Origin of the sequence: Sinorhizobium fredii USDA 205 (assembly GCF_001461695.1) — a bacterium.
Classification (GTDB): domain Bacteria; phylum Pseudomonadota; class Alphaproteobacteria; order Rhizobiales; family Rhizobiaceae; genus Sinorhizobium; species Sinorhizobium fredii.
In genome coordinates, this window is sequence record NZ_AUTC01000146.1 from 155,557 (window position 1) to 176,639 (window position 21,083).

General features: G+C 63.8%; 20 protein-coding genes. 15 read left to right on the plus strand and 5 right to left on the minus strand.

Annotation, left to right across the window (positions count from 1 at the left end):
* Positions 1-13: 13 nt before the first annotated feature.
* From N181_RS19055 to N181_RS35230, 3 genes are all read right to left on the minus strand, one after another.
* The gene (locus tag N181_RS19055; RefSeq protein ID WP_037428607.1) at positions 14-1,204 is read right to left on the minus strand and encodes an efflux RND transporter periplasmic adaptor subunit; all 1,191 of its coding nucleotides are present in this window, start codon (positions 1,202-1,204) and stop codon (positions 14-16) included.
* A 103-nt stretch (positions 1,205-1,307) separates the two neighbouring features.
* Positions 1,308-1,487: a hypothetical protein gene (locus tag N181_RS19060; RefSeq protein WP_037428610.1), complete on the minus strand. Its 180-nt coding sequence runs from the start codon at positions 1,485-1,487 to the stop codon at positions 1,308-1,310.
* A gap of 359 nt (positions 1,488-1,846) precedes the next feature.
* On the minus strand, positions 1,847-1,969 hold the full coding sequence (locus N181_RS35230) for a hypothetical protein (protein WP_014331414.1): 123 nt from the start codon (positions 1,967-1,969) through the stop codon (positions 1,847-1,849).
* Positions 1,970-2,320: 351 nt separating this feature from the next.
* Here N181_RS35230 and asnB point away from each other — a divergent pair, with 351 nt between their 5' ends.
* The 7 genes from asnB (at position 2,321) to minE (ending at position 9,377) form a co-directional block, all read left to right on the plus strand.
* Complete coding sequence (gene asnB, locus N181_RS19065; protein WP_037428613.1) at positions 2,321-4,258, plus strand: asparagine synthase (glutamine-hydrolyzing); 1,938 nt, start codon at positions 2,321-2,323, stop codon at positions 4,256-4,258.
* Between the two features lie 25 nt (positions 4,259-4,283).
* Complete coding sequence (locus N181_RS19070; protein ID WP_037428616.1) at positions 4,284-4,547, plus strand: acyl carrier protein; 264 nt, start codon at positions 4,284-4,286, stop codon at positions 4,545-4,547.
* 29 nt (positions 4,548-4,576) lie between these two features.
* Positions 4,577-6,124, plus strand: coding sequence for a class I adenylate-forming enzyme family protein (locus tag N181_RS19075; protein ID WP_037428618.1), 1,548 nt, complete (start codon positions 4,577-4,579; stop codon positions 6,122-6,124).
* Positions 6,121-7,128 carry an NAD(+) synthase gene (gene nadE / locus N181_RS19080; RefSeq protein ID WP_037428619.1) on the plus strand — a complete coding sequence of 336 codons (1,008 nt, stop codon included), beginning with the start codon at positions 6,121-6,123 and terminating at the stop codon, positions 7,126-7,128. The genes N181_RS19075 and nadE overlap by 4 nt, the downstream gene beginning before the upstream one ends.
* Positions 7,129-7,519: 391 nt before the next feature.
* On the plus strand, positions 7,520-8,314 hold the full coding sequence (gene minC, locus N181_RS19085) for a septum site-determining protein MinC (RefSeq protein ID WP_425353312.1): 795 nt from the start codon (positions 7,520-7,522) through the stop codon (positions 8,312-8,314).
* Complete coding sequence (gene minD / locus N181_RS19090) at positions 8,302-9,117, plus strand: septum site-determining protein MinD (RefSeq protein WP_014331420.1); 816 nt, start codon at positions 8,302-8,304, stop codon at positions 9,115-9,117. The genes minC and minD overlap by 13 nt, the downstream gene beginning before the upstream one ends.
* Positions 9,114-9,377, plus strand: a complete 264-nt coding sequence (gene minE / locus N181_RS19095; protein ID WP_014331421.1) for a cell division topological specificity factor MinE — start codon at positions 9,114-9,116, stop codon at positions 9,375-9,377. The genes minD and minE overlap by 4 nt, the downstream gene beginning before the upstream one ends.
* 121 nt (positions 9,378-9,498) lie before the next feature.
* On the opposite strand, the gene N181_RS19100 is transcribed toward minE, so the two are convergent.
* A complete protein-coding gene (locus N181_RS19100; RefSeq protein ID WP_037392347.1) occupies positions 9,499-10,617 on the minus strand; it encodes a hypothetical protein in 1,119 nt (372 codons plus the stop codon).
* Between the two features lies 1 nt (position 10,618).
* Complete coding sequence (locus tag N181_RS19105) at positions 10,619-11,338, minus strand: N5-glutamine methyltransferase family protein (RefSeq protein ID WP_370036339.1); 720 nt, start codon at positions 11,336-11,338, stop codon at positions 10,619-10,621.
* Positions 11,339-11,547: 209 nt separating this feature from the next.
* On the opposite strand from N181_RS19105, the gene N181_RS19110 reads away from it, so the two are divergent.
* From N181_RS19110 to N181_RS19145, 8 genes are all read left to right on the plus strand, one after another.
* Entirely contained in the window at positions 11,548-12,867 is a 1,320-nt protein-coding gene (locus N181_RS19110) for a lipopolysaccharide biosynthesis protein (protein WP_037428626.1), read from the plus strand.
* A complete protein-coding gene (locus N181_RS19115) occupies positions 12,857-14,005 on the plus strand; it encodes a hypothetical protein (protein ID WP_037428628.1) in 1,149 nt (382 codons plus the stop codon). Before N181_RS19110 ends, N181_RS19115 begins: the two co-directional genes overlap by 11 nt.
* Before the next feature lie 133 nt (positions 14,006-14,138).
* Positions 14,139-15,731, plus strand: coding sequence for a GumC family protein (locus N181_RS19120; protein WP_037392360.1), 1,593 nt, complete (start codon positions 14,139-14,141; stop codon positions 15,729-15,731).
* Between the two features lie 14 nt (positions 15,732-15,745).
* Positions 15,746-17,077 carry an O-antigen ligase family protein gene (locus N181_RS19125; RefSeq protein ID WP_014331427.1) on the plus strand — a complete coding sequence of 444 codons (1,332 nt, stop codon included), beginning with the start codon at positions 15,746-15,748 and terminating at the stop codon, positions 17,075-17,077.
* Complete coding sequence (locus N181_RS19130) at positions 17,070-17,825, plus strand: polysaccharide deacetylase family protein (RefSeq protein ID WP_060563661.1); 756 nt, start codon at positions 17,070-17,072, stop codon at positions 17,823-17,825. Before N181_RS19125 ends, N181_RS19130 begins: the two co-directional genes overlap by 8 nt.
* 9 nt (positions 17,826-17,834) lie before the next feature.
* A complete protein-coding gene (locus N181_RS19135; protein ID WP_037428646.1) occupies positions 17,835-19,079 on the plus strand; it encodes a glycosyltransferase family 4 protein in 1,245 nt (414 codons plus the stop codon).
* Between the two features lie 163 nt (positions 19,080-19,242).
* Positions 19,243-20,580 (plus strand): glycosyltransferase family 4 protein, encoded by a 1,338-nt coding sequence (locus N181_RS19140; protein ID WP_080579002.1) that lies wholly within the window; start codon positions 19,243-19,245, stop codon positions 20,578-20,580.
* A gap of 32 nt (positions 20,581-20,612) precedes the next feature.
* Positions 20,613-21,026, plus strand: a complete 414-nt coding sequence (locus N181_RS19145; RefSeq protein WP_050994576.1) for a VanZ family protein — start codon at positions 20,613-20,615, stop codon at positions 21,024-21,026.
* Positions 21,027-21,083: the final 57 nt, after the last annotated feature.

Below are 21,083 nucleotides of genomic sequence, written 5' to 3' on the forward strand. Positions count from 1 at the left end.
CGCGACATGCCGGCTACTGGACGACGCGCGCCTTGTCGCCGGCTTTGAGATGCAACTGCCCTTCCGTCACGACCCGGTCGCCGACCGCCAGCCCCGAACCGATCGCGGCGTCCTGCCCGTCATTGGCGGCGACGACGACCGGGCGCACTTCGACGGCGTCATCGGCGTTCAGCCGGTAGACGAAGTCGCCTTTCTGGCCGGCCTGGACGGCGACGGCGGGAATGACCGGGGTCTTGGCGAGGGTCGTTTCCTCGATGTCGACATCGACATACTGGCCCGGCCAGAGTTTCTGGCGGGCATTGTCGAACTTGGCGCGCATCAATACCGTCCCGGTCGCCGTATCGACGGCTGAATCGATGAAGTCGAGCACGCCCGTGCCGATGACCTGCTGGGTGCCGCTGAGGAGCGCCGTGACGCGGGGCGGGGCGCCGGAGTCGAGCCTAGCCTTGAAGGCCTGCAGATGGTCCTCGGGCAAGTGGAAGGCGACTTCGATCGGATTGATGGCGGTAATCGTGACGAGGCTCGTCTGTGAAGCGCTGCCGGAAGTGCCGACAAGATCGCCGACAGTCGCCTGGACGGCGCCGAGGCGGCCGCTGATCGGGGCGCGAATGCGCGTCAGGTCGATCGCGACCTTGTCCGCCTGCACGGTCGCCTGGTCGGCCGCGACGGTGGCCTTGGCGGACTGCTGCGCCGAGAGGGCGCTGTCATAGGCCTGCTGCGTGCCGGTACTGTCGTCGCGCAGCGTCTTGGCCCTGTCCAGCTCGATCGCCGCGTCGGCGAGCAGCGCCGTGTCCTTCGCCAGGATTGCCTCGTCGCGGCGGAGCTCCGCCTGCAGGGCGCGGTCGTCGAGGGAAAACAGCAGATCGCCCGCCTTGACCATCTCGCCGTCCTTGACGTGAATCCCAAAGATCTGGCTGGATATGCGAGCATTTACTTCGACCGTCTCCGGCGCCTGCACATTGGCGAAGGTGCTGATGACGACGGGGAAGTCCCGCTGCGTGACTTCAGCGATCTGGACCGCGGTCCCCTGCACGCCGGAACCGGGAGCCGCCTTGCTGGTGGATTTACCGGAGGGGTCCGTATGAGCGTCGGCGGTCGAATTGAACAGCCCGATGCCCGTAACCTTCGTCAGGAGCGGCGCGATGGCGATGCCGGCCAACGTGCAGACCACGGCAACGGTAGCAATGACGACCCGGCCAGACATCAGGCGCGCTCCTTGTCGCGGGGGTCGGGGGCCGCGCGGGCCACCGATAGCGCAACAAGCATCTAGAAGAAGCGGGGGTCGCGTCCAGTGTTATTTCAATAGGTTACGAAGATTTAATTCGGCCCGCGGATGAGTCCGAGAGTTCGGAGCCGGCCATGCCTTCGATCATTTGCTCGTCGGGGCGGTTGGCCTCGATCTCCAATTTGTGCACTGCGCGGCGCAGGTGCTGCCATTCCTTCTCGAAGCGTAGAAACGCCTCCGTCGACATGAATCTCGGCTGCATATCACCTCCTTGCGCTGCGTCAGGAAACACGCAAACGCATTTTAGTTCCCAGGCCATCTCGGCGGATCGTTGGCGCAGCGCCTCTGCAAAATCCGGGTCAAATAGGTGAACCGCGCAGCTGCTGATCGGTTATGCGGCGGGGTCCACCTATTGCCCCTCGAACTGGTGAGGCCGCCGTGCAGCGGACTGCGATTCGGCGGCCTCAGGCAGTGCGCCTCACGACGGATTCCACTCCTGGAGAGGCCACCCGTCAAGGTTTAGAACTTACTCAATTCGAGCTAGAAGTTACATCGGGAAGATGAAAGGTGCCCCGATGGCGCCGCTTGCTGCCAAGTCAGAGGGAGCAGACGGCGCTCTCGTTAGATGGATTGCAAGGTCCAGGACGTCGCCGCGAGAAGCAGGCCAACCGTCAGCACGATGGCAATGCCGTATCTCATCATCTTCATTCGGCGCGTGCGTTCGCCGGTCCAATCGTAGCTCATCATGCGCTCCGAGCGATATTGCGCTTGGCCGCAAAAATTGAACCGAATGTCTTAATAAAAAGGAAACCACGCCATGTTTAAGCGCTCTGCGGGCGCCGATGGAACCGGAGCGTTGAAGGGTTCGCAGATCGCCTCGGCTGTTTTTAAGTATAAAATTTATCAAAAACCCCGGTAATTTCTAATAAAATACAAATTGAGTGCCATAGCGATAGCTATTTCCGTCTCCCATCGTCGATATCCCGCTTTTGAATAATTTACCATCATCGGAGAAACCTTACGCAGGTTAACGCTTGCTCTGCCCATTCAGGCTATACATTCAGCGCGGTTGCGGGGCGTGAGAGCGATTTTCCTATGTGTGGTTTTGGCGGCTATTTTGGCTCGATACGGGACGGAAGGGCGATTCTCGAAAGCATGACGGCCGCGATTGCGCATCGGGGGCCGGACGAACAGGGCATTTTCACCGCGCCTGAGGCCGGGCTTGGCCATGTGCGGCTCTCCATCGTCGGCCTCGGCGACGGCCAGCAGCCGATGTCGGATGCGAGCGGCGAACTGACGATCGCCTTCAACGGCGAGATCTTCAATTATGTGGAACTGAGGGACGAGCTTCGCGCCAAGGGCCGCCGCTTCCGCACGTCGAGCGACACCGAGGTTATCCTCCACCTTTATGACGAGATGGGCGAGGATTGCGTCACGCTGCTCAACGGCGATTTTGCCTTCGCGATCTGGGATGCCCGTCGCCGCCGGATCATGCTGGCGCGCGACCGAATGGGGGTACGCCCGCTCTTCTATACGGCGCAGGGCGGCACGTTCTATTTCGCCTCCGAGGTCAAGGCGCTCCTTGAGGTGCCGGGCATCTCGGCGGAGATCGACCCGATCGCGCTCGACCAGATCTTCACGCTCTGGGCGCCGATCGCGCCCCGCACGCCCTTCCGCAACATCCTCGAGCTCGAGCCGGCCCACCTGATGGTCGTCGATCAGCGTGGCGTCACCACGAGACCCTACTGGCAGCTTCAATATCCCGACGGGGACCAGCCGCCGAGCTATGTGGACGAAAGAAGTGCCGCCGAGGAACTGCGCGCCCTCCTGACCGACGCGACCCGTATCCGCATGCGGGCCGACGTACCGGTCGGTGCCTATCTGTCCGGCGGCCTCGATTCCTCGATCGTCTCGGCGCTAGCGGCCGGCATGACGCCGCAGGGGTTGCGGACCTTCTCGGTCACCTTCGACAGCGCCGAACATGACGAAAGCGTCTTCCAGCTGGAAATGGCCGCAGCACTCGGCACGCAGCATAGCGCCATCGCCTGCCGCACCGGCGATATCGCCAAGGTTTTTCCGGACGTCATCCGCTTCACCGAGAGGCCGATCATCCGCACGGCGCCGGCGCCGCTCTTTCAATTGTCCGGGCTGGTGCGGGAGGCCGGGCTCAAGGTCGTGCTGACCGGCGAGGGCGCCGACGAGGTCTTCGCGGGCTACGATATCTTCAAGGAAGCCCGGGTGCGCCGTTTTTGCGGACGGCAACCCGGCTCGCGCATTCGGCCGCACCTCTTCCGCAAGCTCTATCCCTATCTGCCGGGTCTCAACCAGCAGTCGCCGGAATATCTTGCCGCCTTCTTCGGCGCCGGTGACGAGCCGCTCGACGACCCGCTCTTCTCGCATCGGCCGCGCCTCAAGGGCACGGCCGCGACGAAACTGTTCTTTTCCGGCGACCTGCGCGCTGAACTGAAGGACTACGATGCCGCTGCGGAGCTCATCGGCCGGCTCCCGCAGGATTTCCGCCGATGGCATCCGTTGCACCAGGCGCAATATCTCGAAAGCCGTTTCCTGCTGCCCGGCTACATCCTTTCGAGCCAGGGCGACCGCATGGCGATGGCCCACGGCGTCGAGGGCCGTTTCCCCTTCCTCGACCATCGGCTGGTCGAGTTCGCCGCCAAGCTTCCGCCGGAGATGAAGCTCAAGGGGCTTACGGAGAAGCACATCCTGCGCGAGGCGACGAAAGACCTCTTGCCGCCCGCCATCGGCAGGCGGGTGAAACAGCCCTATCGCGCCCCCGACAGCCACTCCTTCAGCGGCCCCGGCGAGTTCGATTACGTCCGCGGCGCATTGAGCGAGGATGCGGTCGCCGAGTGCGGCCTCTTCAATGCCAAGGCGGTCACGAAGCTCTACGAAAAATGCCGCTCGCGTCCGGCCTCGGGCTTCCGCGACAACGCTGCTTTCGTCGGCATTCTCTCGACGCAACTCTGGCTGCAGACATTTGCAGGCACGCGCATCCGCAAGGCGGAAGCTGCCTGAAACAGAAACAGGGAAAGGAAATCACATGACGCAGGCGATCAAGGAGAAGGTCAAGACCTTCATCATCGAGAACTTCCTCTTCGGCGACACCTCCTACGACCTCGCCGATACCGCCTCGCTGATCGAGAACGACATCATCGATTCGACCGGCGTTCTGGAACTCGTTGCCTTCATCGAGGAGCAGTTCGGTATCGTGATGGTGGATGCCGACATCGTTCCGGCGAATCTCGATTCGCTGGCGCGCATCTCGGCCTTCATCGAGGCAAAAGCCGTGCCGGTCACGGCGTAAACGGCGGCTAGGGGCGGGGCATCGCGGATATGAGGTTCGAGCAATTCCTTATCAGCAACGCCGCGGCTCACGGGGCAAAGACGGCGCTGGTCACCGATCGGAAGCGGCTGAGCTACGAGGAGCTGAATGATCTTTCGTCGCGGCTCGCGGCGGCACTCGCCGCAAGCGGCGTGAATACCAACGACCGCGTCCTGGTCTTCATGGACAATTGCTGGGAAGCGGCCGTGGCGATCTTCGCGATCCTCAAGGCCGGCGCAACCTTCAGCCCGATCAATGCCTCCACGAAGGCCGACAAGCTTGCCTATATCATTGCCGATTGCGAGGCTGCGGCGATCCTGACGCAGGCAAAACTGATGCCGATCGTCGCAGAGGCCCGGGCGCTTTCGTCCGCCAAGCCGATTTTCGTCGCCTCGACCGCGGCGCCGGGCGGCCGCACGCCGGAAGGGGCAATATCCTTCGAGGAGTGCCTGAAGGCCGAGCCGATGCGTGTCCTCCATGGCGGCATCGACGTCGATCTTGCCATGCTGATCTATACTTCCGGATCGACGGGCCGTCCCAAGGGCGTGATGATGACGCATCGCAATATCGATGCGGCGTCGGAGTCGATCACCACCTACCTGCGCAACACGCCCGACGACGTCATCCTCAACGTCCTGCCGCTGGCCTTCGACTATGGTCTCTATCAGCTGCTGATGGCGATCCGGCTCGGTGCCACCCTCGTCCTCGAGAAATCCTTCGCCTTCCCGCAGGCGATCTTCGAACGGATTCGCGCCGAAGGCGTCACCGGCTTCCCGCTGGTCCCGACGATGGCCGCGATGATCCTGCAGATGCGCGACCTCGAGCCTGGCTTCCTCCCGAGTCTTCGCTATATCTCCAATACGGCCGCGGCGCTGCCGCCGGCGCATATCGCGCGCTTGCGGGAGCTTTTCCCGTCCGCCCGGCTCTATTCCATGTACGGCCTGACGGAATGCAAGCGCTGCACCTATCTGCCGCCGGAGGAGCTTGACCGTCGACCCGGCTCGGTCGGCATCGCCATTCCCAACACCGAGGCCTTCGTGGTCGATGAAGACGGCAAGCGGGCGCCGCCGGGCGTGCCCGGCGAACTGGTGATCCGCGGTCCACATGTCATGCAAGGCTACTGGCGCAACGAGGCGGCCACCGAACGCATGCTGCGCCCCGGTCCCAACCGCTGGGAAAAGGTGCTTTACACGGGCGACCTCTTTCGCACCGACGATGAGGGGTTTCTCTATTTCGTCGGCCGCAAGGACGACATCATCAAGACGCGCGGCGAGAAGGTGGCGCCGAAGGAAGTCGAGACCGTCCTGCACGCCCATCCGGGGATCGCCGAGGCTGTCGTCATCGGCATTCCCGATCCGGTGCTTGGTCACGCGATCGGCGCCCTGGTGGTCCTCTCCGACCCGACGCTCAGCGAAAAGGACATCATCCGCCACTGCGCCCGTCATCTCGAGGACTTCATGGTGCCGAAAATCGTCGAATTCCGCGCCGAGCTCCCGAAGACGGACACAGGCAAGGTGAGCCGCAGGCTGGCGGCCGAATCATTGGAGGCCGCAGAATGAACATCCGCCCGGATCAGGAGAGCTTCACCTTCTCCGCCGATGCCTTGAAGATCGACGAGGCTGCTGAGACGGACCGCCTCGTTGCGGGCTTGCGGGCCCAATTGCGCGGCATGCGCAAGCGCGGGCTCGTCCTCGGCCTTTCGGGAGGCATCGATTCGAGCGTCTCGGTGGCGCTCGCCGTGCGCGCTGTTGGAGCCAAGAACGTCTTCTGCCTGTTCATGCCGGAGCATGACTCGGATCCGGAAAGCCTGTGGCTCGGCCGGCTGGTGGCCGATACTTTCGGCGTCGAGGCGATCGTCGAGGACATCGGGCCGACGCTTGCCGCCATGGGCTGCTATGCGCGCCGCGACGCCTTCATCCGCGAACTCGTGCCGGACTATGGACCGGGCTGGGCATCGAAGATCGTCATCGCCAATGCGCTCGCGGGCGATGGCTACAACATCTCCTCGCTGGTGGTTCAGGATCCCGGCGGTCAACGGACGAAGTTGCGCATGCCGCCGTCCGTCTATCTTGGCATCGTCGCCGCAACCAACATGAAGCAGCGCACCCGCAAGCAGCTCGAATATTATCACGCCGACCGGCTGAACTTCGCGGTCATCGGGACGCCGAACCGGCTCGAATACGACCAGGGCTTCTTCGTCAAGAACGGCGACGGCGCGGCCGACGTCAAGCCGATCGCCCATCTCTACAAGTCGCAGGTCTATGCGCTCGCCGCCTATCTCGGCGTTCCCGAGGAGATTCGCCGCCGGCCGCCGACCACCGATACCTATTCGCTCGAGCAGACGCAGGAGGAGTTCTATTTCTCGCTCCCGTATGACCGGATGGACCTGTGTCTCTACGGCCTCAACAATGGCTTGAGCGCCGAAGAGGTGGGGCGCGCCGCTGACCTTTCGGCGGCGCAGGTCGAGCGCGTCTGGGCGGACATCGCCGCCAAGCGCAAGGCGACTCGCTATCTGCACCTCGGGCCGCAGCTCGTCCAGCCGGTCGCGGAAATCGGCGACTGAGTCGAATGTCAGCTGCCGCTCGGCACTCTCCTCCGTAGCCGCCCAATGTTCCGCCAGCCAGCTCGCTGACAAGGCGGCGCGTTTGACCTACTGCATGATTCCTTAAATCGGAATCGATTTAAGGACAAAATCATGCAGCATTTTAAAGTGCTACAGCGACCTTAGCGCGTCCGCTTCGGACGCGCGGCGCTGTAGGCGTCTTTCCTTTATTTCAGTTTGTTAGCTGCAGTGGCCAAACCGATGCGCGAGCTCGGCGCGCCTCAGTCAGTGCCATTCCCGGCGATATTTTTCGACCAGTCTGTGCCGCGTCTCCAGCCCCAGGCAGGGTGGCGAAATTAACCATTTGTTAACCGTGACTCGCCTACATCTAGGCAACGAAAAATTAACGTAGATGACCAAAGTGCTAACAGACACCCGCTCGATCCGCATCAAGGGCCGCTCGTTCCTGGCACTGGTGCTTTCACCGGAGCCGCCGCTCGACGCCTGGCTCACTCGCCTCGATGATTTGGCCTCGCGTTCCGCGGGGTTTTTCCTGGGGCGACCGGTCGTTCTCGATGTCGCAGACCTCGAAATCGACCGGGCTGGACTCAAGAAGCTGATCGACGAGCTTGGCCAGCGCAACGTTAGAATCATGGGCATCGAAGGCGGCCGTCCGTCGCTCTTCGAGCCGGGGATGCCCCCGGCCATGAAGGGCGGGCGTCCGGCTCCGGACATCGAAATTCCGGCCGAACCGACCGTCGAACCAGTTGGCGCCGCATCGGCCAAGGCTTCGGCATCGAGCGTGCTGGTGGAGCCGCAAGCGGCGCGGGCGATCTCTTCGATCGTGATTCGCGAGCCTGTGCGCTCCGGCCAATCGGTGATCTTTCCCGAGGGCGACGTCACGGTCGTCGGATCGGTCGCGTCGGGCGCGGAAATTATCGCCGGCGGATCGGTCCATATTTACGGAACGCTGCGGGGGCGGGTGCTGGCAGGCTCGGTCGGCAACGCCTCGGCGCGCATCTTCTGCCGCCGGCTCGAAGCGGAGCTGCTCGCCATCGATGGCGTGTACAAGACGGCGGAAGATATGGCCCCCAACCTTCGCGGACAGGCAGTCCAGCTCTGGTTGGAAGGCATTCGATCATGGCAGAAAGACTTAACTGAGCCGGCGGCCGGCCAGCATACAGGAGCGGGAAGATGGCGAAAGTAATCGTTGTTACATCGGGTAAAGGTGGCGTTGGCAAGACGACATCGACCGCCGCGCTTGGCGCGGCGCTGGCGCAGAGGAATGAGAAGACGGTCGTTGTCGATTTCGACGTCGGGCTGCGCAACCTCGACCTCGTGATGGGCGCCGAGCGGCGGGTCGTCTATGATCTGGTCAACGTCATCCAGGGCGATGCCAAGCTGCCTCAGGCGCTGATCCGCGACAAGCGCCTGGATACGCTCTTTCTGCTGCCGGCCTCACAGACTCGGGACAAGGACTGCCTGACCGCCGAGGGTGTCGAGCGGGTGATGGCCGAACTCAGGAAGCACTTCGACTGGATCATCTGCGACAGCCCGGCCGGTATCGAGCGCGGCGCGACGCTTGCCATGCGGCACGCCGACATTGCCGTCATCGTCACCAATCCGGAGGTCTCGTCGGTGCGTGACTCGGATCGCATCATCGGCCTTCTCGATGCCAAGACCGAACGCGCCGAACGTGGCGAGCGGGTGGAAAAGCATCTGCTCCTCACCCGCTATGACCCGGTCCGCGCCGAGCGCGGCGATATGCTGAAGGTCGACGATGTCCTCGAAATCCTGTCGATCCCGCTGGTCGGCATCGTACCCGAAAGCACGGACGTGCTGCGCGCTTCCAACCTCGGCGCGCCGGTTACCCTCGCCGACAGCCGCAGCGCTCCGGCGCTTGCCTATCTCGACGCCGCCCGGCGGATTGCCGGCGAAACGGTGCCGATGACCATTCCGGGCGAGAAGCGCGGGCTTCTCGGCAAACTGTTCGGACGGAGGGCAGCATGAGCATATTCCGGTTCTTCAGCAAACAGACATCGGCGCCGACGGCGCGCGAGCGCCTTCAGGTGCTGCTCGCCCACGAGCGGGCTTCCGTCGGGCATTCGGATCTCGTGGCGGTGCTCCGGGAAGAGATTCTCGCCGTCATCGCCAAGCACATCCAGGTCGACGGCGACAAGGTGAGCGTCAAGATGGACCGCGGCGAAAACGTTTCGACGCTGGAAGTTGACATCGAGATTCCGCTCAATGCGAGGGTCCGGGCGGCCTAGTGCATGTTTCCTTAAATCGTAGGCGATTTAAGGATAAAAACATGCACCGATTCAAAGTGCTACAGCGTCCTTAGTGCGTCTGAAAAGACGCGCGGCGCTGTAGGAAGGCCGACTTCCCTGGCTACTTATCAAAGGAGCCGCCGATCAGGCGGCTCCATTGCTCTCCGGCAAGGCCATTCACGAAACCCTGCGCGTGGCGGAACGCGTCGGCGAGCTCTTCGTCGCGGGAATGCACGACGGTCGAGGCCGCGTGGACGAAGCCGATGCGGCGACCCATCATCGCTTCGAGCAGGGCCGGCTGGGTGCGCCCGCGCAGCGCCGCCGCGCCGCGGGCGGCGGCGTGATCGATCAGGCAGTCGAGGACCGGACCGGCCTGGCCAGGCATAGCGAGCAACTGCAGGACACGCGCGGTTCCACCCCGTTTCATATGGTAGAAGAACGCCCCGAGCGGTGCGCCGGTGCGAGTCTTGACGGCAGCGAGGACGGGCTCGCCGAATTCGGGCTTATCGATTGCGTCCTGGAGAATATGCTCGAACTGGCCGTCCGCCCAGGCGGGCTGCACGGCGAATTGCCGGGTCAGGGGTGCGAAGAGCTCGGCAAATGACCCGGCATCGATGTCGGCGATTTGGAGCGCTGCGGGCAGACTGGCCTCTTTGGGCACGGCCGACCAGCGCAGATCGCCGCGTCGCATTTTGCCGCGATGGCGCTCGTCGAAAGCATCAGCCAGCGGGCGAAGGACGCGAGCCGGACCGATCCGGTGCGAGACAAGGTCGAGCGCAAAGCGGGCCGGGCGAAGGACACGGACCCAGTCGAGGCTGTACTGCGGCAGGACGATGCCACGCAGCCGCGTCCACATGTGCGTCGAGACCTCGCTCGCCGTCTCGCTGAAGGAAAGGTCCTGCGGACCGGCCAGGAAGGCCTTCAGAAGCCGGGCGCCGGCCATCGGGTCGCTCTCACGGCCCTCGACCATCAGCGAGCCGCAGATGGCGGCCCGCAGGTGCCGGCCGTTGTAGCGCATCGGCAGCGCGTTGACCCCGACGAAACCGGAAATGCGACCGCTGTCGTTGACGTGGACGAGCGGTGCGACCTCCGGGTCATGGCCGGGCGCCTCAAGGTACAGGCGGCGGAGATAGTCGACGAGCGCGGGCGGCGGAGCCCCGTCGCCGTTGCGGAAGATCTTTTGAAACAGGCCGGCAATGGCCGGGATGTCGGCATCCACGAGCGGACGGATGTCGCTCATCTCATCTGCCCTCGTCGCTGGACGCACCCATCTTGCGCACGATGGCGACGCGCGGCTTGCCCTGCGTGTCATGCGCGAAGCCCACTGTCTCGTAGGCTTTGGCGCGGCTGAGGAGAGCTGCGGCCTGCCGGTCCTGCCCTTCGCCGAATTCGAACAGAAGCCAACCGCCCGGTTTCAGGAAGGCGACGGCATCGCGGATCAGCCGCTGGTGGATGGAAATGCCGTAGGGACCGCCGTCGAAGGCTTCTCGCGGCTCGTTCTCGAGGAGATGGGCGCTGTCGCCTGCGAGGCGGGACGTCGAGATGTAGGGTGGATTGCAGACGATCATGTCGGCGCGACCTTCGAGGCCGTTCCCGTCGAGCGCCGCGAAGAGGTCGCCCTGCCGGATCAGGACGCGCTCCTGCAGCGAGAGGCGCTCGGCGTTGCGGCGGGCGAGCGCAACGGTGCTGTCGGTCAAGTCCGCGCCCCAGACCCGTGCAAGCGGCACGGCGGCGGCGATGCCAAGCGCGAGGTTGCCAGAGCCGCAGCACATGTCGATGACCGTCACAGGCCCCGTTTGGTCGCGAAGACGTGCAACGGCGTTTCGGCCGAGCAGTTCCGTCTCCTCCCGCGGCACGAGGACATCGGCCGCGAGTTCGAGTTCGATGTCCATGAAGGAAACGAGGCGAGGCGAAGGGCTGTTCGCCAGGCTGACGTCGGGAAGATTGTCGCCCTGCAGCACGAACGCTCCTTCGGCTATGGGATGGTTTTCGGTCCCGCGGACACTAGCGCACTCGGGTAAACGGAAGCTGAAATACAATTGATGGGCGTATGTTAACCGCCCAATCATCTCTGCACATTAGTCTGCGCCCCGGGGATCGACGGGAGGCTGCGGCAAGGCATGACCTTTCGGATACCGAATCCCGTTGCGTAAACGACAAGGCAGATCGGATGTCTTCGGAAGGCTTAACGGAATCGCGCGGCTACAAGCCTTTGCTGCCGATGATCCTGTCCTATGTCGCATCCGGCGGCAGCCTCGTGCTCGGTTCCGCGGCGCAGCTTCTCACCTTCGCGATCCTCGCACGTTTTCTTGGCGTCGAAGAGTTCAGCGTCTTCGTCGCCATCACGGCGGTCGCCAGCATTGCCGTCCATCTCTGTGGATTGGGTGCCATGGAATGCCTGGTGCGGCGGGTCGCGAGGGATCGCACGATCTATGCGGAGATGCTCGGCCACAACATCCTGCTCACGGCGGCAAGCGGGCTCGCCCTCGTGCTGGCCGGCGCCGTCGCGCTGCCGTTCTTTTTTGCGCTTTCGCCGGACCCGATCGCCAATTTCGCGGTGATTGCGTTGATGCTGATCACCAACATCGTCCTGGTCCGCATCATTGTTCTCGCCGAACAGATCTTCATCGCCCATTCCGATTTCGCCTCCGCAAACAAGGTCGTCGTCGGCTTCGCCGTGGCGCGTACCGTTGCGGCGGCGCTCGCATGCCTGGTCTTCGGCGTCTCGACAGTGGCATCCTGGGCCGTCTGGCAGTTCATCTGCCACGTGCTGGTGGCCCTGGCCTGTCTCTGGGCCATTAAGGGCCTCGGCGCGCCGCGCTACCGTATCGTGCGGGAGGAATTGCCGCAGGGCCTCTATTTTAGCATTCCGTTCATTCTGCGCGCCCTGAGGCAGAACGCCGACCTGCTCGTCCTGAGCCTCGTCACCACGGCCGAGATCGTTTCGAGCTACAGCGTCGCACGGCGGATGCTCGAGAGTAGTTTCCTGTCTGTCGAGGCACTCAACCGCCTCATCTATCCCGGCTCGGCGCGGATGACGACGGCCGGCCTGCACCACGCCTTGCAACGGGTGCTCCGCGTGCTTGGCGCGGCGACCGGCATCAGCCTTGCCGCGGCGCTGACGGTCTTCGTGCTGGCGCCGGTCCTGCCCTATTTGTTCGGCCACGAATATGTCTCTCTCGTCGGCTTTGTACGCGGCCTCGCATGGGTCGTCGTGCCGCTCGCCATCTGGTCGGTGGCGGTGGAAGCCCTGGGCGCCTCGGGCTACCATGCGGCGCGGGCCACCGTGATGGGGCTCGGAAGCATCGCCGGGGCCGGGCTTGCCGCCGCGGCGAGTTGGCACGCCCCGCCGGCCGGCACCTTCGTCTCCTTCTATGTCATCGAGATCGCCATGGTGGTCGCCACATGGAGCGTTTTCCTGCGCTTCGTGCGCCGCGACCGGGAGCGGGCAGCACGCGAGTTTCCGGCGGGAACGGTGCATGGGCATTGAGTTGCGGAAGATTGTGTCTCATCCGACGGGCCTTGTGGAGCCGCCATGCCCGGCCGGCACGCGCCCGATGGCTCGCGCCGATATTCCGGCGATCGGAAGATTGTTCAACAAGGTGTTTCGCAGACGCGACCGCGCGGCCGGGGAGGATCTTTGCCGTTATATCGACACCGTCTTCTTCGGTGCCCCTTCCCATGCCCCCGAGCAGGGCAGCGTCGTGCACGAGAACGGCAATCGCGACATCGACAGCGCCATCCTTTCGGTGCCGATGCAATTCGACGTCAATGGCCGCCGAATCGTGGCGCGTCTTCTTTGTGCCTTCATGGTCGATGGCAAGACGGGCGCGGCCGGCGCGGCGCGCCTCGCCCGCAGCGTGCGGGCGGTTCGCCAGGACCTGTGTTTTTCCGATAGCTCCTCGCCGGTAAGTGCCGACCACTGCGTTGCCGGCGGGGGCATCATCCTACCGATCCAGAGTCTCGAATGGCTGCGCTTCTTCCGGCCGCTGGCTGCGGCAGCCGTTCTTGCCCGCCGGCGCATCCCGATCCTCGGAGCGCGTCCTGTCGTTGGTACACTGGGGTTGATCGATCGCGCGCTGCGATGGTGGAGCTCCTCATCGAAACCGACCGCAGCGGCGGGATGCCAGGCGAAGACAGCAAGCCTGGATGAGTTCCTGCGTTGTGCTGCGCCGATGCTCGAGCGTTTCTCGATCCGTCCCAGTTGGTCGGAGTCCGAGTTCGACTGGCTCGTCAACGTCGCCTCGATGAACCGGAGCCTCGGGGCACTGCAGTGCAGGAAGGTTGTTGTCGAGGATGGTCGCACGATCGGCGCTTTCCTGTTCTTCGGAAGGCCCAACGGCATGGCCAGCGTCCTCAACGTGCTTTGCGAAGACGGCCGCGAAGCTGACGTCACCACGGCAATGTTCGCTTGCCTCGACGCGGAAGGCTATGCCGTCGCCACCGGCATGGCGCAGCCGTTCCTGATGAATGCGATTTCGCGCCAGCGGTGGTTGTGCTTCCGCCACCGAGGCTATTTCTGCATGGTCACCCGCCACGCCGACATCAAGGAAGCGGCGCTCGGCGGCGACATCTATATCGGCGGCCTCGCGTCGGAAAGCTGGAGCCGGTTGTTGACCGATTTCTAAACCTGCAAAGGTTGCCGGCCGCCGGAAAGTCTTAACGGAATATTCACCCTGCGCTCGTAATTCTTAACGGCAGATGCGGCAACGCAGGGCACTGCTCTTCGGTGGCTTCAAGAGCATGCGTGGGGAAAGACGGATGTATCGGCGGAGCGAGCCCTTAGAGCAAGGATTGCGCCTGGAGACGCGCTACCCGCGGCGCGCCGCGGGCGGCTCGCTGCTGGACCTCGTCCCGGCGATGGACAACGAAACGGCGCTTCTGCCGCAAGAAAGCGAAATTCCTGACCAGAAACAGCCGGATGTCGCGCCGGCCGTGCCAGTGGTCCAGCCCGGCCAACCGACCGTCGGGACGTATTTTCCGCAGCTTCACAATCTCGGCAACGTCGGCGTCGATGACGTCATCCTCTGGCTGCGTCAAGGGACAAGATGGATCGTCCTTGCGCTCGTTGTTTGCGTCGCCGCCGCGTTTGTCTATGCAGTGACGGCGACGCCGCGCTACACCGTCTACACCGATCTCGTCGTGGACCCCTCCAATCTCAACGTCGTCAGCGACGACGTCTTTACCAGCAATCCGCAGCGCGATGCGCAACTGCTGGAGGTCGAAAGCAAGCTCAGGATCCTGACGTCGCGAAACGTTCTGAAGCGCGTCATCGACAAGCTTGACCTGACGAACGATCGGGAATTCGTCAAACCGTCACCCCTGGCGTCCTTGATCGCGTTGTTCTCATCAGGAGACAGCAAGGCCGACAGGGAACTGGCTGCCATTCGCGCCTTGTCGGAAAGGGTCGAGGCGCGGCGCGAGGAGCGCTCCTTCGTCGTTGTTCTCGAGGTCTGGAGCGAGGAGCCGGAAAAGGCCATCGCCCTCTCCGAGGCGATCGTCGACGCCTTCGAAGCGGAACTCTTTCAATCGGCGGCTGAAAGCGCCGGCCGGGTGGCGCAGAACCTCAATGCGCGTCTCGACGAGTTGCGCCGCAACGTCACCGGGGCCGAAAGGAAAGTCGAGGATTTCCGCCGCGAGAACGGCTTGCTGTCCGCCAATGGCGAACTCGTCAGCAATCAACTCTCGAGCGAACTCAATACCCAGGTCCTCGAGGCTCAGCAGCGCTTCATCCAGGCCGAGACACGCTACAAGCAGATGAGTGCCGCGATCGCGCAAGGACACACGACCAGTGCCTCGGTCTTCGAGTCCGCCGACATGACGAACCTGCGCCAGCAGTATAACGCCCTGCAGCAACAGATCGGTGCGATGCAGCTCACCTATGGCGAAAGGCATCCGCGCCTGGCCGCGGCGCGCTCGGAGCGCGCCACGCTCGAAGCCGCCATCAACCAGGAAGCGCGCCGCATCGCCGAGCGCGCCAAGGCGGATTTCGATCGGGAACGCTCTGCACTCGGCACCTTGAGGGGCAAGGCCGACGACGAACAGTCGAACGTTTTCACCGATAACGATGCGCAGGTCCATCTTCGCGACCTGGAGCGCGACGCGCGCGCCAAGGCGGCGATCTACGAAACCCATCTGGCGCGTGCCCAGCAGATCACCGAGCGCCAGCAGATCGACACGACAAATATCCGCGTCATCTCGCGTGCCATGCCGCCGAATTCGCGCAGCTGGCCGCCCCGAACCTCGATCCTGCTCATCGCCGGTGCCGCGTTCGGTCTCGCGGCCGGTATCGCGATCTCGCTGGCGCTTGGCCTGTGGGGCTATGTTCGCGCCCCGCGACCCACGGCGGGATAGGAGCGACGCCGGCAATGACCAGCGCTGCCTATGCGGAGACCAGTGCGCCGGACGCGGTAAGGGCGCGCGTCGGCGCCTTCCTCTTCATGGCAATGTTTCTCTTTCTGTGGGTGTCGATCACGCCCTATGTCGATCTGACGGGAGAGGCGATCCTTGATCCTTCCGCCGGCAACTCCAACCGCCTGAACCAGATATTGGCGCTGCTGCTTTCCGCCGGGATGCTCGGCTATGGGCTGCTCCACCCGATGCGGGGTATCATCCTGCAGCCGCGCCTGCTCCTCTCCATCCTCTGTTTTTGGTTCCTCCTCGTCTCGCTGATCTCCGCCCATCCGATGCTCGGCATCAAAGGCATCGTTCTCTCGACGATCATGACGGTCAATGCCAGCATCTATCTGCTGCTCCCCGCGTCCGAGCGCCACTTTGCCAAGATGCTGGGGATCGGCAGCCTGATCATGCTGGGGTTCGCCTATTACGGCATTCTCTTCAAACCGACGCTCGCCATCCATCAGGCGTCCGAACTACGCGAGCCGATGAACTCCGGTCTGTGGCGCGGCCACTTTCCGCACAAGAACAGCGCCGCCTCGGCGATGGTGCTCGCCGCTTTCTTCGGGCTTTTCGTCGCGAGCACCTGGTCGCGCATGGCCGGTCTTGCGATCTTCGCGCTGTCGTTCCTGTTCCTCGTCAACACAGGTGGCAAAACCTCGACGGCGATGCTTCCGGCAATCCTGATTCTCGGCTGGCTTTTCGAAAAGATGCGGCCGCTGCGTGCGCTGATCGTCATCGGCGGCGTCGGCCTGTTCAATCTGTTCGCCGTCGGCTCGGCGGTTTTCAGGCCGCTCGGAGAGTTCATCAGCGGTCTTGGCATCGATGCGACATTCACCAATCGCTCCGACATATGGCGGTTCGCTTTCTCGGCGCTCGCCGAGCGGCCGTTGACGGGCTACGGCTTCCGGGCGTTCTGGCAGACGGAGGAGCTGGTCTATAGCGGCGGCTCGGTCGAGACCTGGGCGGTTGCGGCTGCGAACGGCCATAATTCCTATCTGGACATTGCGCTGACGACCGGGTTCCCGGGACTGCTGCTGACGCTCATCTGGCTCATTCTGCTGCCGCTTCGCGATATTTCCCGCATCGCACCCGGCCGCGAGCACGCGCCTCTGACGCGGCTCTATATCCGCATCTGGCTTTACACGATCTTCCACGCCGGTCTCGAAACCCTCTTCTTCGAAGGCGGAAGCTTCGTCTGGTTCACCTTCGTCTTTGCCGTCTACGGACTCCACCTGCAATCGAGTGCCGTGCTGGCCGAAGGTGCCGTCCCCGAAAACAGGAAGCGTGTCGCTCATGCGTGACGTGGAAGTAAAGATCGGCGCGTTTGTCGACCGGCTGGCCAACCGGGCTATCTGGCAGTTCGCCCGAGCGCGACGCACCTTGGAAACCGAGGCTCCCCTCGTTTCCTTCACCTTTGACGACGTGCCGGACAGCGCGCTTCACGAAGGGGCGGCGATTCTCGAGCGATACGACGTTCGCGGAACCTTCTATATCGCCGGTGGACTGGCCGGACGAGTGGAGGATGACCGGACGCTGATCACGGCGGAGGGATGCGCAGAACTGCTGGGGCGCGGGCACGAGATCGGCTGCCATACCTTCGCGCACCACCGGGTGCGCAGCGCCGGCGGCCTCGCCGCCGATCTCGACCGCAACGCGGCATACCTGAAGAGCGTCGGCGTCGCGTCGCCGGCGCGCAACTTCGCCTTTCCCTACAACGCCGCCTGGCCCCTGGCGCGCCCCGAACTGCGCCGGCGGTATCGATCCTGCCGCGCCGGCGGCGAGGCGATCAACCGTGGATCCGTGGATCCGCTGATGCTCAAGGCCGTCGAGATTCGCCAGCCCGAGCAGCATGCCCAGATGCTGACCCGATGGATCGACGACGTCGTTGGTGAGCCCGGCTGGCTGATTTTCTTCACACACGACATCGCGCCGCGCCCGACGCCCTATGGCTGCACGCCGGAAACCTTCGACCACCTCGTCCGCTATTCCGTCGAAAAGGGCTGCCGCGTGCTTCCGGTCGATGAGGCGCTCGACCGGCTCGATTGGTAGGGGGCCGCAATGCCTGAGGTCGAGAAATCCGGGAAGCGCCTGCTGGCGATCAACAACTACTTCTATCGCCGCGGTGGAGCGGAGGCGGTCTTCTTCGACCATATGAGCATGTTCGGCGAAATCGGCTGGGACGTCGTTCCCTTCGCCATGCGGCACGACAGCAATGAAGCTTCGCCCTGGTCCGACTATTTCGTCTCCGAGATCGAGTATGGCCGGCAGACGGGTCTGTTTCGCAAGGCAATTCAGGCGGCGAGTGTCATCTATTCGCTCGAGGCCCAACGCAACATCCGTGGGCTGATCGAGCACACGCGCCCGTCGATCGCGCATGCCCACAATGTCTACCACCATCTCTCGCCGGCGATCTTCTCCACCTTGAAATCCGCCGCCATTCCGGTGGTCATGACGGTTCACGATCTCAAGCTCGCCTGCCCCTCCTACAAGATGCTCCGTGACGGCAACGTCTGCGAAGATTGTCGCGACGGGAAGATCTACAACGTGCTGCGCCATCGTTGCGTCAAGGACTCCGTGCCCCTGAGCGCCGTGGTGCTTGCCGAAACGATGCTGCATCGGCTGCTTGGCCTTTACCGCGACAAGGTGGATCGGCTCGTCGTGCCGAGCCGCTTCTATCTGGAAAAGCTCGCCGAATGGGGCTGGCCGCGCGAGAAAATGGTCCACATACCCAATTTCGTCGATGTCTCCACCTTTCGCACCGATTGGCAGGAGGGCGACTATTTTGTCTTCGCCGGCCGCCTGGCGCCGGAAAAAGGATTGGCGACCCTGATCAGGGCGGTCGCCCTTTCGGGAGAGCGGCTGATCGTCGCCGGGACTGGCCCCGAGGAGGCGAGCCTTCGTCAATTGGCGGGCGAACTCGGCGCCGACGTGACTTTTGCCGGTTATCTCTCCGGCGAGAAGCTGCATCGCGTCATTGGAGAATCCCGCGCCCTCGTGCTCCCTTCGGAATGGTACGAGAATGCGCCGATCAGCCTTCTCGAAACCTATGCGCTGCAGCGCCCGGTTATCGGCGCGGCGATCGGCGGAATTCCGGAAATGGTGAGGGAAGGCGAAACCGGGCTGCTGGCGGCTTCCGGGAAGCCGGAAGATCTGGCAAGGGCGCTGCGCGCAATGGCGGCGCACTCACCGGCGGCGCGCCGCCGCATGGGGTCCGAGGGTCGTTCGTGGATCTCCAGCGAATTTTCCGCCGCGGCCTATCGGGCGAGGACCCTCGACCTCTACGCGTCGCTGGGCGTCGCCTGAGATGCTCCCCGTCGCAAGGCGTTCGGAACGCCGGTGCGGAAAGCCGGGGCCCGACGTCTGGTTTTTGGCCAGTCGCCTAAAAGTTTAGCGATCTTCTTACGCCGGCCGAAAGTGTTCTGCTCGTAAATGCTGTCCAAAGGGAAACTTCCGGGGCAGGACAACCATGAGCAGTCAGACTGCAGTCTCGCGAGACGCTCCGCAGCAGGCGAGAGGTTCGGCGGCGTCGGTCCGCACCGCTCGCGGCGGCGTCGAGCGGTTTCCCGAAAAGCTGCTCTCGGTCCATGCGCAGGGCGGTGCGACGACCGCGCTGCTCGAAGGGCCATCCTCCGGCCTCGGCGGCGTGGCATTGTCGCCGGAGGACCGCGACGGGTTTCACCGGTCCATTGCTGGGCGTCCGCGCGTGGTGATGCTGGGACTGCGCGGCATACCGGACGTGCAGGGTGGCGTGGAGAAACATGTCGAGATGCTCTCCACCCGGCTCGCGGCCCTCGGCTGGAGCGTCGATGTCATCGGGCGGCAGCGCTATCTAGCGAAATCCTCCTCCTACTCTTGGGGGGAGGTTCGCGTCTTCCCGCTCTGGGCGCCGCGATTGATGGCGCTCGAAGCCATCGTCCACACTTTCGTCGGCGTCTGTTTCGCTGCGCTGCGCCGCCCGGACGTCCTGCATATCCATGCGATCGGCCCCGCCTTGCTGGTTCCCCTGGCGCGGCTGCTGGGCTTGAGGGTCGTGGTCACGCATCACGGCTATGATTACGACCGGCAGAAGTGGGGCACCTTCGCCAAGCGCATGTTGAAACTCGGGGAGCGCCTGGGCATGCGGCTTGCGCATGGGCGCATCGCCATTTCGAAGGACATCGTGGAGACGATGGGTGAGCGCTACACCGTGCCGGTGGCCCTCATCCCGAACGGCGTTGCCATCGCGCCGTGGCGCGCCGGAACGGGCATACTCGACGAGTTCGGCCTGACGCGCCGCCGTTATGTCCTGCTTGCCGCGCGACTCGTTCCGGAGAAACGCCAGACCGATCTCATCCGGGCTTTCGCGAGCCTTGGCGATACCGGCGTCAAACTCGTCCTGGCGGGGAGCGCCGAGTTCGAAACGCCCTATGCGAATGAGGTGAGGGCGATGGCCGAAGCCGTGCCCGGTGTCGTTCTGACGGGCTTTCAGTCGGGCGACAGGCTGGCGGAACTGTTTGCCGAGGCGACACTCTTCGTGCTGCCCTCCAGTCATGAAGGGATGCCGATCGCGCTCCTGGAGGCCATGGCCCACGGCTTGCCGGTTCTGGCCAGTGATATCGTCGCCAATCGCGAGCTCGGCCTGCCCGACGACGACTATTTCCCGCTCGGCGATATCGACGCCCTTGCCGCCGCGATTGCCAGGAAAATCGAAAATCCGCCGAGTGACGACGAGGTCCGTTCGCAGGTCGCCCATATGGAATCGACCCACAGCTGGGCGAGCGTCGCACAGAAGACCCTTGCGATCTATCGAGCGCTAGCAAGATGAGCCCGCCGCAATGCGGCGAGGTAGCCGAGAGCATGAGGCAGCGGGTGATGGATTTGAGGCGGGCTGCTACGGTGCTCGCATGGCTCTTGTTGGCGCTGATCGCCTACTCGACGCTGTCGCCGATCGGCATGCGTCCGCATATCGGGACGTGGGTTCACGTCGAACGGTTTGGCGCATACGCGCTTTTGGGTTTCCTCTTCGCGACCGCCTTTCCGCGGCGGATCCCGCTTATTCTCGCCATGGTGTTCGGAGTGGCGGCCGCTTTCGAATTGCTGCAGATGCTGTCGGCGGATCGCCACGCGCGCGTAGAGGACCTTGCGGTCAAAATGGCCGGGGCAGCAGGCGGGGGCGGTGCGAGTTGGTTCGCCGCCCCCCACTGGCGGCGTTTGCGAGGCTGGCAAAGTAAACCAAAATTCAAACCATCGCCGGTAGAAAGTTCAGCTTAGTGCATTCTGGCGGCATGGGCGCGGCGAGCGGAAGCACGGCGCAGCCTTCCTGGGGGC

Bases quoted from the DNA above. Each gene is read 5' to 3' on its own strand.
- N181_RS19055 (WP_037428607.1), bottom strand. From the start codon at position 1,204: ATGTCTGGCCGGGTCGTCATTGCTACCGTTGCCGTGGTCTGCACGTTG.
- N181_RS19060 (WP_037428610.1), bottom strand. From the start codon at position 1,487: ATGCAGCCGAGATTCATGTCGACGGAGGCGTTTCTACGCTTCGAGAAG.
- N181_RS35230 (WP_014331414.1), bottom strand. From the start codon at position 1,969: ATGAGCTACGATTGGACCGGCGAACGCACGCGCCGAATGAAGATGATG.
- asnB (WP_037428613.1), top strand. From the start codon at position 2,321: ATGTGTGGTTTTGGCGGCTATTTTGGCTCGATACGGGACGGAAGGGCG.
- N181_RS19070 (WP_037428616.1), top strand. From the start codon at position 4,284: ATGACGCAGGCGATCAAGGAGAAGGTCAAGACCTTCATCATCGAGAAC.
- N181_RS19075 (WP_037428618.1), top strand. From the start codon at position 4,577: ATGAGGTTCGAGCAATTCCTTATCAGCAACGCCGCGGCTCACGGGGCA.
- nadE (WP_037428619.1), top strand. From the start codon at position 6,121: ATGAACATCCGCCCGGATCAGGAGAGCTTCACCTTCTCCGCCGATGCC.
- minC (WP_425353312.1), top strand. From the start codon at position 7,520: ATGACCAAAGTGCTAACAGACACCCGCTCGATCCGCATCAAGGGCCGC.
- minD (WP_014331420.1), top strand. From the start codon at position 8,302: ATGGCGAAAGTAATCGTTGTTACATCGGGTAAAGGTGGCGTTGGCAAG.
- minE (WP_014331421.1), top strand. From the start codon at position 9,114: ATGAGCATATTCCGGTTCTTCAGCAAACAGACATCGGCGCCGACGGCG.
- N181_RS19100 (WP_037392347.1), bottom strand. From the start codon at position 10,617: ATGAGCGACATCCGTCCGCTCGTGGATGCCGACATCCCGGCCATTGCC.
- N181_RS19110 (WP_037428626.1), top strand. From the start codon at position 11,548: ATGTCTTCGGAAGGCTTAACGGAATCGCGCGGCTACAAGCCTTTGCTG.
- N181_RS19115 (WP_037428628.1), top strand. From the start codon at position 12,857: ATGGGCATTGAGTTGCGGAAGATTGTGTCTCATCCGACGGGCCTTGTG.
- N181_RS19120 (WP_037392360.1), top strand. From the start codon at position 14,139: ATGTATCGGCGGAGCGAGCCCTTAGAGCAAGGATTGCGCCTGGAGACG.
- N181_RS19125 (WP_014331427.1), top strand. From the start codon at position 15,746: ATGACCAGCGCTGCCTATGCGGAGACCAGTGCGCCGGACGCGGTAAGG.
- N181_RS19130 (WP_060563661.1), top strand. From the start codon at position 17,070: ATGCGTGACGTGGAAGTAAAGATCGGCGCGTTTGTCGACCGGCTGGCC.
- N181_RS19135 (WP_037428646.1), top strand. From the start codon at position 17,835: ATGCCTGAGGTCGAGAAATCCGGGAAGCGCCTGCTGGCGATCAACAAC.
- N181_RS19140 (WP_080579002.1), top strand. From the start codon at position 19,243: ATGAGCAGTCAGACTGCAGTCTCGCGAGACGCTCCGCAGCAGGCGAGA.
- N181_RS19145 (WP_050994576.1), top strand. From the start codon at position 20,613: ATGAGGCAGCGGGTGATGGATTTGAGGCGGGCTGCTACGGTGCTCGCA.